Below are 14233 nucleotides of genomic sequence, written 5' to 3'. Positions count from 1 at the left end.
TGTCGCCACCGAGAACCTCTGAGGCGTCGCCGAACGCCTTTTTTATGTTGCTTAACTATATTTTGTCGGTTCCCAACGCCAGTTCGTTGTCGCCGGGTGCCTTTCTCTCCCAGCCGAATGGCATTTTTGTGTTGCTTAACAGTATTTGGTCGAATCCCAATGCCTTTAAGGCGAAGCCGAGGGGTATTTTGTTGGTGCCGGGCGTTATTTTGTCCTATCTGAGAGAATTTAGTGAATGGTATTGACTTTTTGTTTATTAATCAATAAATTAGTTGCTCGTTTTCACCCTAAATAGAATAAAAACAAATGTTTAATCTTTAAAAACCACTCCTCATGGGAAAAAAATTAGCAGAAATTTTAGAAGACTGCCGTGTTACTGTTCAAAATGCACAGGCAGATAACGACATTAAACTGGCGTTGGCACCATTTGGCTACACCGATGAAGAATTGCAAGGCGGTGAAACATTGTACCAGGACACACTGGCCCTTTTTGCAGCTCAAAGTAAAGAACAGCAGGATGTTCGTGAAATAAACGACAGTTTCTTTGAATTAAGGGAACAGGCCGAAAATGAATACACCCGTATTTGCAAGCTTGCCAGGGTAGCATTTCGGCAAAATACAGCCTTGCAAGACCTGATTCCTTCGGTATTGACTTATACTCCTTTCGACGATTGGAAGCTTTCGGCCTATAAAATGTACGACAACCTGAAAAAGAACAATAAAGCTACTGCATTGCTAACGAGGTATGGCGTAACCGAAGAAGTTTTGCAGGCCTGCATGGATGAATTGGATGCCTTGGAGCAATTGAAAAGCCAGCGTAGCATTGAAGAAGGGGAGGCCCAGCAGGCAACACAAGACAGAAATGCCAAAATGGAAGAATTAAAAGATTATTGCCGTGACTTAATAGCTATTTCAAAAATCGCTTTATCAGATAAACCACAATTACTCGAAAAATTAGGAGTTCTTGTGAGGGCATAAGTAGTCATCAATGTTTCATTGATTTTTCGCGATCGTGCTAGCGATCGTTTGCGGATGGTATTCAGGGGTGGACGCCATCCGCTTTTTTTTGTGTCAGGAGCTCGTGTTTTTCAATATTTAATATGGTGTTACTTAATGACGGAGATTCCGAAACAAGTTCGGAATGACGTTGTCAAATGAGGTGAAATGATTACGATTGATTGATTGATTGATTGATTGATTGATTGATTGATTTCTCCGTTTTCCCGTCTCCTTTCTCCCTTTTCCTTGTTCCGATCTAGGCAATGACTCCCGATCCAATTAACTCGTCGCCATCGTACCAGGCAGCAAATTGACCGGAAGTGATGCCCCGTTGCTCATCATCAAACAGCATGTAGATACCTTCTTCGTATTGGTAAAGGGTGGCTTTTTCCAATGGCTGGCGGTAACGAATACGTACATCGTATTTTCGAATCTCACCAACTTCCATTTTAAGGTCTGTACGAATCCAATGCGTTTCTTCTTTCGAGATAAACAGTCCGGGACGGTACAAGCCAGGATGCTCAGCCCCTTCGCCAACGTAAATAATGTTGCGCTTTACGTCGGTGCCTATTACAAATAAAGGCTCTTGAAATCCACCAATGTTAAGGCCTTTCCGCTGGCCTACCGTGTAGTAATGTGCACCCCGATGCTCGCCAATCACTTTCCCATTCCATGGCTTGTAGGGATAGGCAAAGCAAAGTTTCTTGAAATTGTCTGGAGTTTGATCAACCTGCTTTTTCTTTTCCATGAAACCGGCCGGTACCTCAATTACATTACCGGTCTTTGCTTCCAGTTGCTGTTGTAGGAACGTTGGCAAATCAACTTTTCCAACAAAGCAAATCCCCTGCGAATCTTTGCGAGTGGCAGTTGGTAGTTCTTGTTCGGCTGCAATCTTGCGTACTTCAGGTTTATCCAAATGCCCAATAGGGAAAAGTGATTTGCTTAACTGATCCTGGTTGAGCTGGCACAAAAAATAACTCTGATCTTTATTATTGTCGACTCCGGCCAACAATTGATGAATTGTTTTTCCGTCTTTTTCAATTTCGCTTTTTCTGCAATAATGCCCGGTTGCCACATAATCGGCACCAAATTTTATGCATTCATCAAGGAAAATATCGAATTTGATTTCGCGGTTACACAGCACATCCGGGTTTGGAGTGCGTCCTTTGCTGTATTCATCAAACATATAATCGACCACCCGCTTTTTGTAGTCTTTGCTTAGGTCAACAATATGAAATGGCATATCCAGTTTTTTGGCAACCATCTCAGCAATTAACGCATCGTCTTCCCAGGTGCATTGTCCGGTAAGCGTTCCGGTGCGGTCGTGCCAGTTAATCATGAACAAAGCAGTTACATCATACCCTTGTTCCTTAAGCAAGTATGCTGCAACACTCGAATCAACTCCACCAGATAAACCTATAACTACTTTCTTCATTTTTTTAATTCCAAATTCGAACCATCAATCCTTCAGTCCATCAATTAATCAGTCCTTCAATCTTCCCAGCGACAAAAGTAGAATGAAAAATGGAATTAGGCAATTCTCAGTCTGAATGTGAAGATTTCAAAAACTGATAAATGATATCTTCCAGCCACTATAAAAAACTTATATTTGAACACTTTTAGAAACTGGCCTCCTATTGGCGACCAAAAAATTGACGTGGAGTGAAAGGTTTTGATGACAAATTTTTGGCAGATGAAAGTGATGTAATCCAAACACATGTTCAGGGAATAACAAAAAAGGAGTACATAAAAAGTAATGTAAAGTCTCAATTGGCAATTTTTGGGGATGAATCCTCATCCATAGAATTGCATGCGATCATTCATCCTTCGGGAAATTTGAACGATGTTGATTCCTGGACTACCATAATTCAAGAGCTTGAAGAACTGGAGTATAAAAATGGATTCAATAAGGGCTGCAGGTTATTTTTGCGATTGCTTTTAAGCGATACAGAAAGGCAGCTACCAATTTTGAGAACAAACTTTCCTGAGTATTTTGGCGAAGAAAAACGAGATTTTATTTCCGTGATAGAACAGAAACCATTGTCTGACGCAAGAATGGTTTTATGGGTTTACGATGTAAAAGGAAATCAGTCGGTTGAGCAAAATAGTTTTGGCAAAGTTTTTCAATCAAACGGATTGAAGCACATATGGATTGCCAACATGCTGGGTGAGGAGAACCAAAATGTTTGTGAGCAAACAGAAACAATTTTCAATAATTATATAGGCTATTTAAAGCAAGCTGATTCAGATATTTATAATCATGCAATACGAACCTGGCTGTTTGTTGATGATATTGACAATAACTACACAGATGTGGTGATTGGAAGAAAAGGAATATTTGAAGAACAGGGGCTTACTGAGCAAACTCACTATATTGCTTCAACAGGTATTGCTGGCAAACATGAAAATTCAGATTTGAAAGTTACGATGGATGCCTATTCAGTTTCAGGAATTTTTCCCGAACAAATCCGATTTTTGCTTGCTTCTGATAATATGTGTCCTACTCATCGTTATGGTGTTACTTTTGAGCGGGGAACCGAAGTTATATACGGGGATAGGAAACACGTGTATATTTCGGGCACAGCCAGTATTAATACCCAAGGTGAAGTTATTTTTCTCGATGATGTTGAAAAGCAAACTTATCGCGTATTTGAAAATATCAATGCTTTATTAACAGAAGCCAAGTGCAGTGTAGCCGATTTATCAATGTTGCTTGTGTACCTGCGAAATCAATCTGATTATGAAAAGGTTGATCGGTTGGTGCAGAAGCTTTATCCTGAAATTCCCTACGTAATTTTGCATGCTCCGGTTTGTAGGCCTACCTGGTTGGTCGAAATTGAAGGAATTGCAATCAAAAAGGTGGAGACGGATTTCCCTTGTTTTTAGTTTTTAAGCTTTTTCTCCATTTGTTTGTTTATATAAATAGCCGAAAAATCCTACCTGAAAATTTAAGAAAACAAGTCTTTAACACTTATTAATAGAGGTGTTTTTGGGCAACGGTTCATATTGTTATATCTTTAAGCGTTAAATTTATTAAGGAGAAAGATGATGGATAAAATTAAAAAAATTAGGCAGGGCTTAATTCTATTAATAATTATGGTGGCATCAGTTACTACGGTGTTTGCACAAGATGTAACTGAAAATACCATGAAGTTTGGCAGGCTACTCCGCCTCATTGATAGTTATTATGTTGATACTACGAATATTGAGTCACTAACCGAAAAGGCAATTGTTGAAGTTTTAACACAATTGGACCCGCACTCAGTTTATATTTCGAAAGAGGAAGTTGAAAAGATGAATGAACCTTTGAAGGGTAGCTTTGAAGGGATTGGAATCTCTTTCAATATTTTTAAGGATACCTTGATGGTGGTGACAACAATCCCTGGCGGACCTTCGGAGAAAGTTGGTTTGCGGGCAGGAGACCGGATCATGAACGTGGATGGAAAAGATATTGCCGGTATTGGTTTAAAAAACAGTGATGTTTTTGATATGCTTCGGGGCGATAAGGGAACCGAAGTGAACTTGAAAATTAAGCGGAAAAGCGATGCCGATCTATTGGATTTTCTGATTATTCGGGATAAAATTCCAATTAACAGCCTGGATGCGTCATATATGTTGAATGATGAAACCGGATACATTAAGCTGAACCGCTTTTCAGCCACTACAACTGATGAATTCTTTGAGGCAATCAAGGAACTAAAGCAAAATAATCTTCAAAATTTAGTTTTGGATTTGCGCGGAAATGGTGGCGGTTATTTAAAAGCAGCGATTGAATTGGCCGACCAGTTTTTAGGTGCTTATAAAATGGTCGTTTATACTGAAGGCGAGAATAGCAACCGAAAAGATTATCGAGCATCTGCTTTAGGTGAATTTGAACAAGGTAAGTTGGTCGTTTTAATTGACGAGGGATCTGCTTCGGCCAGTGAAATTGTTTCAGGAGCTATTCAGGATTGGGATAGGGGAGTAGTAATCGGAAGAAGGTCTTTTGGAAAAGGACTGGTGCAACAACCCTATTTTTTAAATGACGGCTCAATGGTGCGTCTTACCACAGCTCATTACTATACTCCAAGCGGACGATGTATTCAGAAAGCTTATGAAGATGGAGTTGAAGAATACCGGAAAGATTACATGAACCGTTTTGAAACCGGAGAGTTGTTCTCTGAAGATAGCGTTCATTTTGATAAGGACCAGGTTTTTGAAACGCTTAAAAACGGACGTACAGTTTATGGAGGTGGTGGTGTGATGCCGGATATTTTTGTTCCTATGGACACTTCATCTCATTATAAATACTACAACCAACTGCTTCGAAAAAATATAGTTTATACCGTTGTTCTGGATTATTTGGATATGAATAGAGATGAGCTGACAAAAAAGTACGCTGATTATTCAAGTTTTAGTGAAAAGTTTAAGGTTGATGATTCTCTTATTGATAAGATGGTTGCGGAAGGTGAAAAAGAGGAAATTGAGAAGGACGAGGAAAGTTTGGAATTTGCACGTTCAAATATTATTAGGCAGGTCAAGGCGCTTATTGCCCGTGATTTGTTCGGACCAGGGTTTTATTATGAGGTTGTAAATGATGATTCGGATGTAATTAAAGAAGCACTTTTAGTTTTAAAAGATCAGAGTGCTTATGAAAAACTCCTTGTTGAAAAATAGCAAATGCCTGAACAATATTTGAGCTGGATAGCTGAAAACTACATTGAGCTTGCAGGGACTGTCCTTGGGCTCGTTTATATATTTCTCTCAATTCGTCAAAGTATTTACACATGGCCAGTCGGACTACTCACATCGGCTTTGTATGTGTATGTATTTTTAAGTGCGAAGTTTTATGCCGACATGCTATTGCAAGTATATTATGTCGGTATTAGTATTTATGGCTGGTATCACTGGCTAAAAGGCAGTTACGCGCAGAACAGCGAGCAAATTCCGGTTGGTAAAATGCCAAAAAAATATTATTTGCCAGTTGGAATCGTTAGTATTTTATTGGTATTGCTTTTTATCTTCGGATTGAAAAATTACACAGATTCACCAGTTCCGGTAGGAGATTCAATTACAACCGCTTTTAGTATCGTTGCTACCTGGATGTTGGCTCGCAAATATCTTGAGCATTGGGTGATCTGGATTTTTGTAGATTTTATGTCTACCGTGTTATATGCCTGGAAAGAACTTTGGCCAACGGTATTCCTTTTTGTAGTGTACACGATCATGGCAGTGCTTGGTTATTTCAGTTGGAAAAGAGATTGGAGAAACGCAAATGAGTCATGAAATTAGAATAGCAGTTACTGGACCTGAATCAACAGCGAAGAGTACCTTGTCAAAGCAGTTGGCTGATCATTTTGGTGGTATCTTTTATCCTGAATACGCTCGGGAATATTTGGATGGCAGGAAAATGAGTATTTATAACTATCAGGATGTTGAGAATATCGTTCGGGGACAGCTTCAGCAGTATCAGCAATCAAGAGCTTTTGACGGGAAATATGTTTTTTTCGATACCTGGTTAATTATAACAAAAGTGTGGTTTGAGTGGGTGTATCATAAATTTCCCGATTGGTTGGAAGAAGAGATAGCGAATAATCCAATTGACTTGTATCTGCTATGTCTTCCGGATATCGAGTGGAAACCTGATCCATTGCGTGAAAATGGGGGAGATGAACGGATTAAATTATTTAATCGATATAAACAAGAACTAACCTTACGGGAAGAGTGTTTTATGGAAGTTGCAGGTGAAGGAGAAGATCGCTTAAAATGTGCGATTAATGCAATTCACCAATTCGAGAAAGTATTAAAGTAGGTTTCTATTTAAACCGGCGCTTAATTACATTTGCATTTCACTTAAAAAATGGAGAATTTTGCTTTCAATATAAAGCTCTCAATATTTATTCTCAATCATTACATTATTAAAAAATTATAACGTGACTCATGAAAATAGCATCTGACATCACAAAACTGATTGCAAATACTCCTCTAGTGAAACTGAATAAGGTTACAGAAGGTTGTTGTGCCGAGGTATATGCAAAATTAGAGTCACAAAATCCGGGCGGATCAGTTAAGGACCGACTTGCTTTGGCGATGATTGAAGCTGCTGAAAGCGATGGTTTGATTGATAAAGACACTGTTTTAATTGAACCAACCAGTGGAAATACTGGCATTGGTCTGGCAATGGTTTGTGCGGTAAAAGGTTATCAATTAAAGATTGTAATGCCTGAGAGTGTTTCTTATGAAAGAAGACTGATTTTAAAAGCATACGGTGCAGAATTAATTCTTACTTCATCAAAAGGAGGAATGCGTGAGGCAATTGAGAAGAGTGAAGAATTGGCTTCTCAGCTTCCAAAGGCATTTATTCCCATGCAATTTGAAAATGAAGCGAATGCTGAAATGCATCGTCGGACAACGGCGCTTGAAATTTGGAATGACACGGACGGTCTGGTTGATATTTTTGTAGCAGGAGCGGGAACAGGAGGTACAATTACTGGTGTCTCTGAAATCTTGAAAGAAAAGAAGTCATCAGTACAAAGTGTCGTTGTGGAACCAGTAAATTCTGCTGTTTTATCGGGACAGGCACCGGGATCTCATAAAATTCAAGGGATTGGGCCAGGTTTTATTCCAAAAGTTTTAAATACAACTATTTACGACGAAATATTTTTGGTTGAGAATGAGGATGCATTCGAACAGGCTCGTGCGTTGGCGAAGGAAGAAGGTATTTTTTGTGGAATATCCTCAGGGGCAAATGTATATGCTGCCTTGGAAATTGCAAAAAGAAAAGAAAATAGTGGAAAGCATATTGTTGTGGTAATATGTGATACCGGTGAGAGATATTTAAGTACAACCTTATTTAATGAAAATAGAGATGCAATCTGAAAATAAAATATTAGCAAAAATTAATAAATCCGTCGGTGCATTAGCTAATCCTAGTAGCTATGATTTGGTATGTCATGAGCATCGGTTAGGTGAGCCACTTCCTTCAATTGATAAGTTGGAAAAAATTGTAAATATGATTCGGGAAATCCTTTTCCCTGGATATTTTGGTAATACGAGCCTTCGTCCAAATACCATAAAACATTATATGGGCGTCTATGTAGACGAACTTTTCGAATTACTATCCGAGCAAATTCTTGCCGGACTCTGCTTTACTTGCGAAAAACCTGAGGAGGTTGATTTTCAGGAAAGGAGCAGGTTTGCACAAGGACTAGCATCTGATTTTATAGAATTTTTACCGGAAATTCGCAGAAAGTTAGTGGGTGATGTAGAAACTGCATTTGTTGGTGATCCTGCCGCTAAAAGTAGGGCAGAAGTAATTTTCTGCTATCCGGCAATTCGAGCAATTTCAAATTATCGTATTGCGCATCAGTTATTATTATTGGGTGTACCGTTAATCCCACGGATTATTGGTGAAATGGCACATTCTGAAACAGGAATTGATATTCATCCAAAAGCTCAGATTGGTGAGGCATTTACAATTGATCATGGAACAGGCGTTGTTATTGGATCTACTTGTATTATAGGGAATAACGTTAAACTGTATCAGGGAGTAACACTCGGTGCAAAAAGCTTTCCATTAGATGAAGATGGTAATCCAATAAAAGGAGTTCCACGTCATCCAATTGTTGAGGATAATGTCATCATTTATGCTCAAGCTACAATATTGGGACGGATTACTGTTGGCAAAAACTCAATCATTGGAGGTAACGTTTGGGTTACAAATAATGTACCTCCTAATTCAAAAATTGTTCAATTTAAAGCACGTGAGGCGTCTTTTGCGGATGGTGCTGGAATATAAATTATCATGACAAAATACAATCAAATTGTTGCTACTACCTATGCTGGATTGGAAGAGGTTTTAGCTGAGGAGCTTATTGCTATAAGTGCAGATAACGTTGAAGTAGCGCGCAGAGCTGTTTATTTTTCGGGAGATCTGGAAATGGTTTACCGTGCAAATTACTCATTGCGCACGGCATTGAAAATCTTAGTTCCATTACGCGACTTTAAAATTTATAAGGTTGATGATTTGTATTACCAGGCTGGTAAAATACGGTGGGAAGATTTTTTTGATCCGAATCGTACATTTGCGGTTCAGAGTAAGGTTTTTGGAGACATGTTTCGCAATTCAATGTTTGCTTCATTGAAAGTAAAAGATGCTATTGTTGATCGGTTTCGTAGAGTTAGCGGGAAGCGTCCTTCAATTGATCCCAAAAATCCTGATGTTGTAATTACTTTGCATGTTTCTAATAATCAATGTTCTATATCGCTTGATAGTAGTGGCGATTCTCTACATAAACGGGGGTATCGTTCAGGAAATCATGAAGCTCCGATTAGTGAAGTGCTTGCTGCTGGTATGATTAAGCTTTCGGGATGGAATCAAAATGAATCACTTTGGGATCCAATGTGTGGTTCTGGTACAATTGCAATTGAAGCTGCAATGTTGGCTAAAAATATTTTACCTGGTGAAATTCGAAAGAAATATGCTTTTCAGCAATGGAAAAACTTTAATTCTGAAGTTTTTGAAGAAATTAAAAATGAAAAAGATCACAAGTCGTTGAATTTTTCAATTTATGGATCAGATATTTCCCGCGAAAATATTGATTTGGCATATAGAAATGCCGAAAAAGCTAATGTTGATTCTATTTTACGGCTTAATATTGCCGATTTTCGCGTTGCAGAAAAGAAAAATGACGTTTCTTTTTTGCTTTTTAATCCTCCATACGGAGAACGAATTTTGTCTGGTGATGAAGCATTTTACTCAATGATCGGCGAGCGTTTGAAACACCATTTTAATGGTTATACTGCCTGGATGATTAGTACAAATGCCTGTTTAAAATCAATTGGGTTAAAACCCACGGTAAAAATTCCTCTTCTTAACGGTTCGCTACAATGTAGCTTTAGAAAATATGAGCTTTATAAGGGCTCTAAAAAATCTTCTTAGTAAACTTTGTTGTTATTATCTTAACTATATACACCTTGCTTTTCTGCTCTGCATGATTCTCTTTACAAGAACTCTGCTCAAAGAACGATTGAAAATGATAAAATACACAGTGGACTCATTAATTCCTATCATACAGGAGCTTAGTCAACAAATATTGTGCGTTTTATAGTTTTGATAACTTTAGTGATGTTTATTCAAAATCTTCTACGAATGTGTCAAGATCACGAGAAATACCACCTTTTACTTCACTTAATTCTTCTTTAGTTAATGTTTCAAAAGAAGCAAATACGTTGTTTTCGTTGTTAGCAAATAAAGTTTTCATTACTTTTAAGTTTTAATGGTTAATACTTTTAAATTCCTTAATTATCCTTTGTTCGCTTCTTTATCCCGATTAAGGAAAAAAGGTAACCCCACCAAAAATGAAAAAAAAGTAAAAATAATTTGGCGAATATGTGTAAGTGTTTGAAAAAGAGATTATTGGGTGTTGTTGTTTTTTTTGTTTTTTTTCTGAAATTTTTCTTTTCCTACGGTGTGTCTGATGAAACTTCAACCTTTAATAGGGATAGTTTACAGTCTCTAGAATATAACCGAAAAGGAGTTCAAGCATTTAGGAAGGGAGATTTTGAAGAATCAATTAGTTCTTTTAATAAAAGTCTTTTTTATACAACAAAGATTTTTGGCGAAAACAGCACCCAGATTGTTACTCCGCTTATAAATCTTGGGATTCCACTGAAAAATCTGGGTGAATATGATAAAGCTATTGAAAACTATCTTAAAGCTGAAAGCATTTTAATTAGTAATTTCTCAGAGAATTATCCACGGCTTGGGTTAGTATATACTAATCTTGGTACAGTCTATAAGCTTCAAGGTGATTATGTCAAAAGCAATGAATTTCAACGTGCTGCCTTGAGAGTTTTGAAAAATGACTCAATTCGCTATGAAAGTCAAATCGAGAACGTTACTTATAATATTGCTGAAGGGCTGTTTTTATTAAATCAGTATGATCGTGCAATTCAGAGCTGCAAAAAAAATATTGAATTTGTGGATGATGAGGTTAAGTCGTTTTATTATAGTTTGTTAGCTCGTATTTATAATGAGATGAATGAACTTGAATTAGCGGATGAGTATTATCAAAAGACACTAAATATTTTAAAGAAAATAAAAGGGGATGATCACTACGAACTTGGTCTTGAATATGTTAATTATTCTAGCTTCCTTTTATCAATTGGTGATTTTAAGGATGCATTTGAATACAATGAATTGTCTGCAGGTATTCTTGAAAAATATTTCACTAAAAAGAGTTTGCAGTATAGTGATGTGATGATTAATTATGCTGATTATTATTTTTCAAGAAATTCGGAAGCTGCAGGTATTCAAGATTTTAACAGCAAAAAGAGAGAGGATTTGTTGACGGCCATGGAGTATTACCAAGAGGCTATTATCTCTGCAACGGAAAATTTTGAATCACGGAATATTAATGAGAATCCCGCAATTAATCTTGCAATTTCAGAGATTCAGTTATTGAAAATTATGAAAAAAAAGGCTCATAGTTTTGAGGTTTTAGCTGATTTGGATTTATCTGGAGCAAATAAGGAAGAAGCCTTAAATAATTACTTGTCTGCACTGGAATCAATTTCATTAGCTACAGAATTAGTGCATCAAATAAGGACTGGTTTTGTATCCGAAGATAGTAAATTCTTTTTGGCTGAAAATCAGGATGCTACGTTTATTGAAGCCGTTAATATTACCTACAAATTATTTCAACTTACCGGAGATCAGGCATATGCGGAGAAGGGATTTGAATTTGCGGAAAAAAGTAAATCTGCTAGTTTTCTGGCTGCAGCTCGTGACTCTAAAGCAAAAGAATTTGGCGGTATTCCTGATAGTTTATTAAATAGAGAAGACTACTTCAAGATAAATATTTCAAACTACCGAGAAATGTTATTCGAAGAGAATCAAAATGATGATCCAGATTCAGCTCAAATTGCGTTTTATAATTCAAAAATATTTCAGTTGAGCGAGCAATATCAACAATTGGTACAATTGTTTGAAGATTCTTTTCCCAATTATTATTCATTTAAATACTTGAATGAAGTGGTTGATGTAGAAGAGGTTAGGATGGGGTTGTCGGAGAAGGAAGCGCTTGTAGAATTTTTAATAGGAGAGCCAATTGACAGAGACGACAAAGGGCAGATTTTTAGATTTGTTATCACGAAAGATGATATAAACTTCATTACGAATAACGTTGATTATGGATTCGTGGAAGACATTGAGTATCTATATAGCTTTCTGGCGAGTCCTAATTACTTGTATACAGGTTTGAATGATTACAAAGGGTATGTAAAATCGGCTTATAATCTTTATTCAGAACTCATTAAACCTCAAGCGGAAGTTTTTGAAGGAAAACAGCTCATTGTAGTGCCAGATGATAAATTATCTTACATTCCTTTTGATGCGATGCTTTCTTCACTTTCCGATACTACTAAATTGAATTTTAGGAATTTACCATATTTGGTTAACGATTATTCTATAAGTTATACCTACTCAGCGACCTTGTTGTTTAATTATTTTGAAAACGACAAACAGGCTTCAAAAGATTTATTAGCATTCGCTCCAAGTTACACATCGTCAGGTAGTTCAGATTCTGTTCGAACATCATTGCTACCCATACCAGGTATAGACAAGGAGGTTGCTTCTATTGGGGATTTTCTTTCTGCAGATGTGTTCAGAGATTCCATGGCGTTGGAAGGAGAGTTTAAAAAGTTAGCTCCTGAATACGATATTTTACACCTGGCCATGCACACTATTATCAATGATACACTGCCAATGTTTTCAAAATTGGCGTTTTCAAGCCCACATTCAGGAGATTCGGAAGACGGGTGGTTGAATACCAATGAGATATACACAATGGATTTAAAGGCTCGTATGGCCGTTTTAAGCGCATGTAACACGGGAAGTGGTAAATTACAAAAGGGAGAAGGTGTTATGAGCTTAGCTCGCGGCTTTTTATATGCTGGTTGTCCTTCAATTGTGATGACGCTCTGGGAGGTTGAAGATGAATCAGGAGCACAGATAATGCATGATTTCTATCGATTAATCTCAAAAGGAAAAGGAAAAAATGAAGCATTACGATTAGCTAAACTTGCACATATTAAAAAAGCTGATCCATTAAAGGCTCATCCTCATTATTGGCTTGGTTATGTGGCGGTTGGTAATCCGGATCCATTGTATTTTGGAAAGGAAATTTACTTCATTTTAGTAATCATTGGATTAGTAATATTATTTATCGTCGATCAATTTTACCGCAAAAATAAAGCCCGGCGTAAACCGGGCTTTTAGCCATTAACCATTTATTTTATAAAACTTTATTTGCAAAGGAAGGTATCCGTTATTACTACTCCTGAACGTTAAGGATAATTTGGAATTTCATTTCAGATACCGTGAAAAAAATGAACGTTGAACGATGATAATTGAACTAAGGAACTTTGAACTAAGGATTATTGTAAGTATTAACCGTTCATTTTTGCTAACAATCTTTTATATTATTTTTCTTATTAGAATTCAGGTTTAAAATTTTATTCGAAATATTTTATTTTTCTCAGTACTGCTGATGCTTTTTCCTGGTAGAAACTATCGCTTCCGGCTATCTTTTTGAACTGTTTATAAGCTTTTTTCCTGTTTTCTGTTTGCAGGTAACACAGTCCAATGTACCATTCTGCCTGCTCTACAAAGAGGTTGTCTTTGTTTTTGACAACTGTTTTGTAAGATTCGATGGCCTGATTGAATTTACCGGTTTCCTGGAATGCTACTCCTGAGTAGAAGTTACCAACCGGGTTGTTGCTGTCTTGCTCAAGTACTTCGCTGAACAAGTTCAGTGCACTTTCATAGTCCTGATCATTGAACTTGTGCAAAGCCTTTGTTAGCTTGGTATCCAGAGTGGCATCTCCTGAACGGAAGATCCCAGTTGCCTGGTATGCTTCGTAGTACTGACTGTACAATTCGGTTTCGTTGGCAGCTTTATGGCTGCGACTGATGATTCCTGCAATACTTAAGATCAACATCAGCGAGGCTGCGATCGTTGCAATGGCAACCCGTGAAGCCGGCATGGCTGCAAATGAGCGCTCTTTGCGTTTTTCTTTAACTACATCTTTGCTGATGGAATCCAGTCTGGCTCGAAGGCCCATGATATCGTTTTCCTGTGCGGCAGAATCTATGTCTTTGTAAAGCTCCAGTTCTGCTGCCAAATCAGGGTTGTTTGTTAATTCTGTTTCGAAAGATGCCAGTTCTTCTTCAGAAAGCTCGTCGTTCAGATAC

12 protein-coding genes are annotated in these 14233 nt (G+C 37.5%); 9 read left to right on the top strand and 3 right to left on the bottom strand.

All coding sequences use genetic code 11. The annotated features are described in order from the left end of the window. Positions 1 to 333: 333 nt before the first annotated feature. Positions 334 to 978 (top strand): hypothetical protein, encoded by a 645-nt coding sequence (locus ACUNWD_RS08985; protein WP_445587462.1) that lies wholly within the window; start codon positions 334 to 336, stop codon positions 976 to 978. 277 nt (positions 979 to 1255) lie between these two features. Here the strand turns inward: ACUNWD_RS08985 and mnmA are convergent, their stop codons facing one another. Further along, entirely contained in the window at positions 1256 to 2434 is a 1179-nt protein-coding gene (gene mnmA / locus ACUNWD_RS08980; RefSeq protein WP_445587461.1) for a tRNA 2-thiouridine(34) synthase MnmA, read from the bottom strand. Positions 2435 to 2661: 227 nt separating this feature from the next. On the opposite strand from mnmA, the gene ACUNWD_RS08975 reads away from it, so the two are divergent. The 7 genes from ACUNWD_RS08975 to ACUNWD_RS08945 all read left to right on the top strand — a co-directional run bounded on the left by ACUNWD_RS08975 (position 2662) and on the right by ACUNWD_RS08945 (position 9919). After that, entirely contained in the window at positions 2662 to 3885 is a 1224-nt protein-coding gene (locus tag ACUNWD_RS08975) for a Rid family hydrolase (RefSeq protein ID WP_445587460.1), read from the top strand. A gap of 162 nt (positions 3886 to 4047) precedes the next feature. Next, the gene (locus ACUNWD_RS08970; RefSeq protein ID WP_445587459.1) at positions 4048 to 5655 is read left to right on the top strand and encodes a S41 family peptidase; all 1608 of its coding nucleotides are present in this window, start codon (positions 4048 to 4050) and stop codon (positions 5653 to 5655) included. A gap of 3 nt (positions 5656 to 5658) precedes the next feature. Further along, the gene (pnuC, locus tag ACUNWD_RS08965) at positions 5659 to 6264 is read left to right on the top strand and encodes a nicotinamide riboside transporter PnuC (protein ID WP_445587458.1); all 606 of its coding nucleotides are present in this window, start codon (positions 5659 to 5661) and stop codon (positions 6262 to 6264) included. Continuing rightward, positions 6254 to 6790, top strand: a complete 537-nt coding sequence (locus ACUNWD_RS08960) for an AAA family ATPase (RefSeq protein ID WP_445587457.1) — start codon at positions 6254 to 6256, stop codon at positions 6788 to 6790. The genes pnuC and ACUNWD_RS08960 overlap by 11 nt, the downstream gene beginning before the upstream one ends. 128 nt (positions 6791 to 6918) lie before the next feature. After that, positions 6919 to 7857 (top strand): cysteine synthase A, encoded by a 939-nt coding sequence (gene cysK, locus ACUNWD_RS08955; protein ID WP_445587456.1) that lies wholly within the window; start codon positions 6919 to 6921, stop codon positions 7855 to 7857. Next, positions 7835 to 8776: a serine O-acetyltransferase EpsC gene (gene epsC, locus ACUNWD_RS08950; protein WP_445587455.1), complete on the top strand. Its 942-nt coding sequence runs from the start codon at positions 7835 to 7837 to the stop codon at positions 8774 to 8776. The genes cysK and epsC overlap by 23 nt, the downstream gene beginning before the upstream one ends. Before the next feature lie 6 nt (positions 8777 to 8782). Next, a complete protein-coding gene (locus tag ACUNWD_RS08945; RefSeq protein ID WP_445587454.1) occupies positions 8783 to 9919 on the top strand; it encodes a THUMP domain-containing class I SAM-dependent RNA methyltransferase in 1137 nt (378 codons plus the stop codon). A 190-nt stretch (positions 9920 to 10109) separates the two neighbouring features. On the opposite strand, the gene ACUNWD_RS08940 is transcribed toward ACUNWD_RS08945, so the two are convergent. Then, the gene (locus ACUNWD_RS08940) at positions 10110 to 10241 is read right to left on the bottom strand and encodes a bacteriocin (RefSeq protein WP_445587453.1); all 132 of its coding nucleotides are present in this window, start codon (positions 10239 to 10241) and stop codon (positions 10110 to 10112) included. 140 nt (positions 10242 to 10381) lie between these two features. Here ACUNWD_RS08940 and ACUNWD_RS08935 point away from each other — a divergent pair, with 140 nt between their 5' ends. Continuing rightward, positions 10382 to 13258, top strand: coding sequence for a CHAT domain-containing protein (locus ACUNWD_RS08935; RefSeq protein ID WP_445587452.1), 2877 nt, complete (start codon positions 10382 to 10384; stop codon positions 13256 to 13258). Between the two features lie 236 nt (positions 13259 to 13494). Here ACUNWD_RS08935 and ACUNWD_RS08930 read toward each other — a convergent pair. After that, positions 13495 to 14233 (bottom strand): hypothetical protein (locus tag ACUNWD_RS08930; protein WP_445587451.1); only part of this gene is annotated, 739 nt, incomplete at its 5' end.

It is taken from the genome of Sunxiuqinia sp. A32 (assembly GCF_052690465.1).
Note: the sequence above shows the minus strand (reverse complement) of the source record. Positions and strands in the feature narration are given on the sequence as shown.

Excerpts from the sequence above, each read along its gene's own strand:
- ACUNWD_RS08985 (WP_445587462.1), top strand. The coding sequence starts at position 334 with ATGGGAAAAAAATTAGCAGAAATTTTAGAAGACTGCCGTGTTACTGTT.
- mnmA (WP_445587461.1), bottom strand. The coding sequence starts at position 2,434 with ATGAAGAAAGTAGTTATAGGTTTATCTGGTGGAGTTGATTCGAGTGTT.
- ACUNWD_RS08970 (WP_445587459.1), top strand. The coding sequence starts at position 4,048 with ATGGATAAAATTAAAAAAATTAGGCAGGGCTTAATTCTATTAATAATT.
- pnuC (WP_445587458.1), top strand. The coding sequence starts at position 5,659 with ATGCCTGAACAATATTTGAGCTGGATAGCTGAAAACTACATTGAGCTT.
- ACUNWD_RS08960 (WP_445587457.1), top strand. The coding sequence starts at position 6,254 with ATGAGTCATGAAATTAGAATAGCAGTTACTGGACCTGAATCAACAGCG.
- cysK (WP_445587456.1), top strand. The coding sequence starts at position 6,919 with ATGAAAATAGCATCTGACATCACAAAACTGATTGCAAATACTCCTCTA.
- epsC (WP_445587455.1), top strand. The coding sequence starts at position 7,835 with ATGAAAATAGAGATGCAATCTGAAAATAAAATATTAGCAAAAATTAAT.
- ACUNWD_RS08945 (WP_445587454.1), top strand. The coding sequence starts at position 8,783 with ATGACAAAATACAATCAAATTGTTGCTACTACCTATGCTGGATTGGAA.
- ACUNWD_RS08940 (WP_445587453.1), bottom strand. The coding sequence starts at position 10,241 with ATGAAAACTTTATTTGCTAACAACGAAAACAACGTATTTGCTTCTTTT.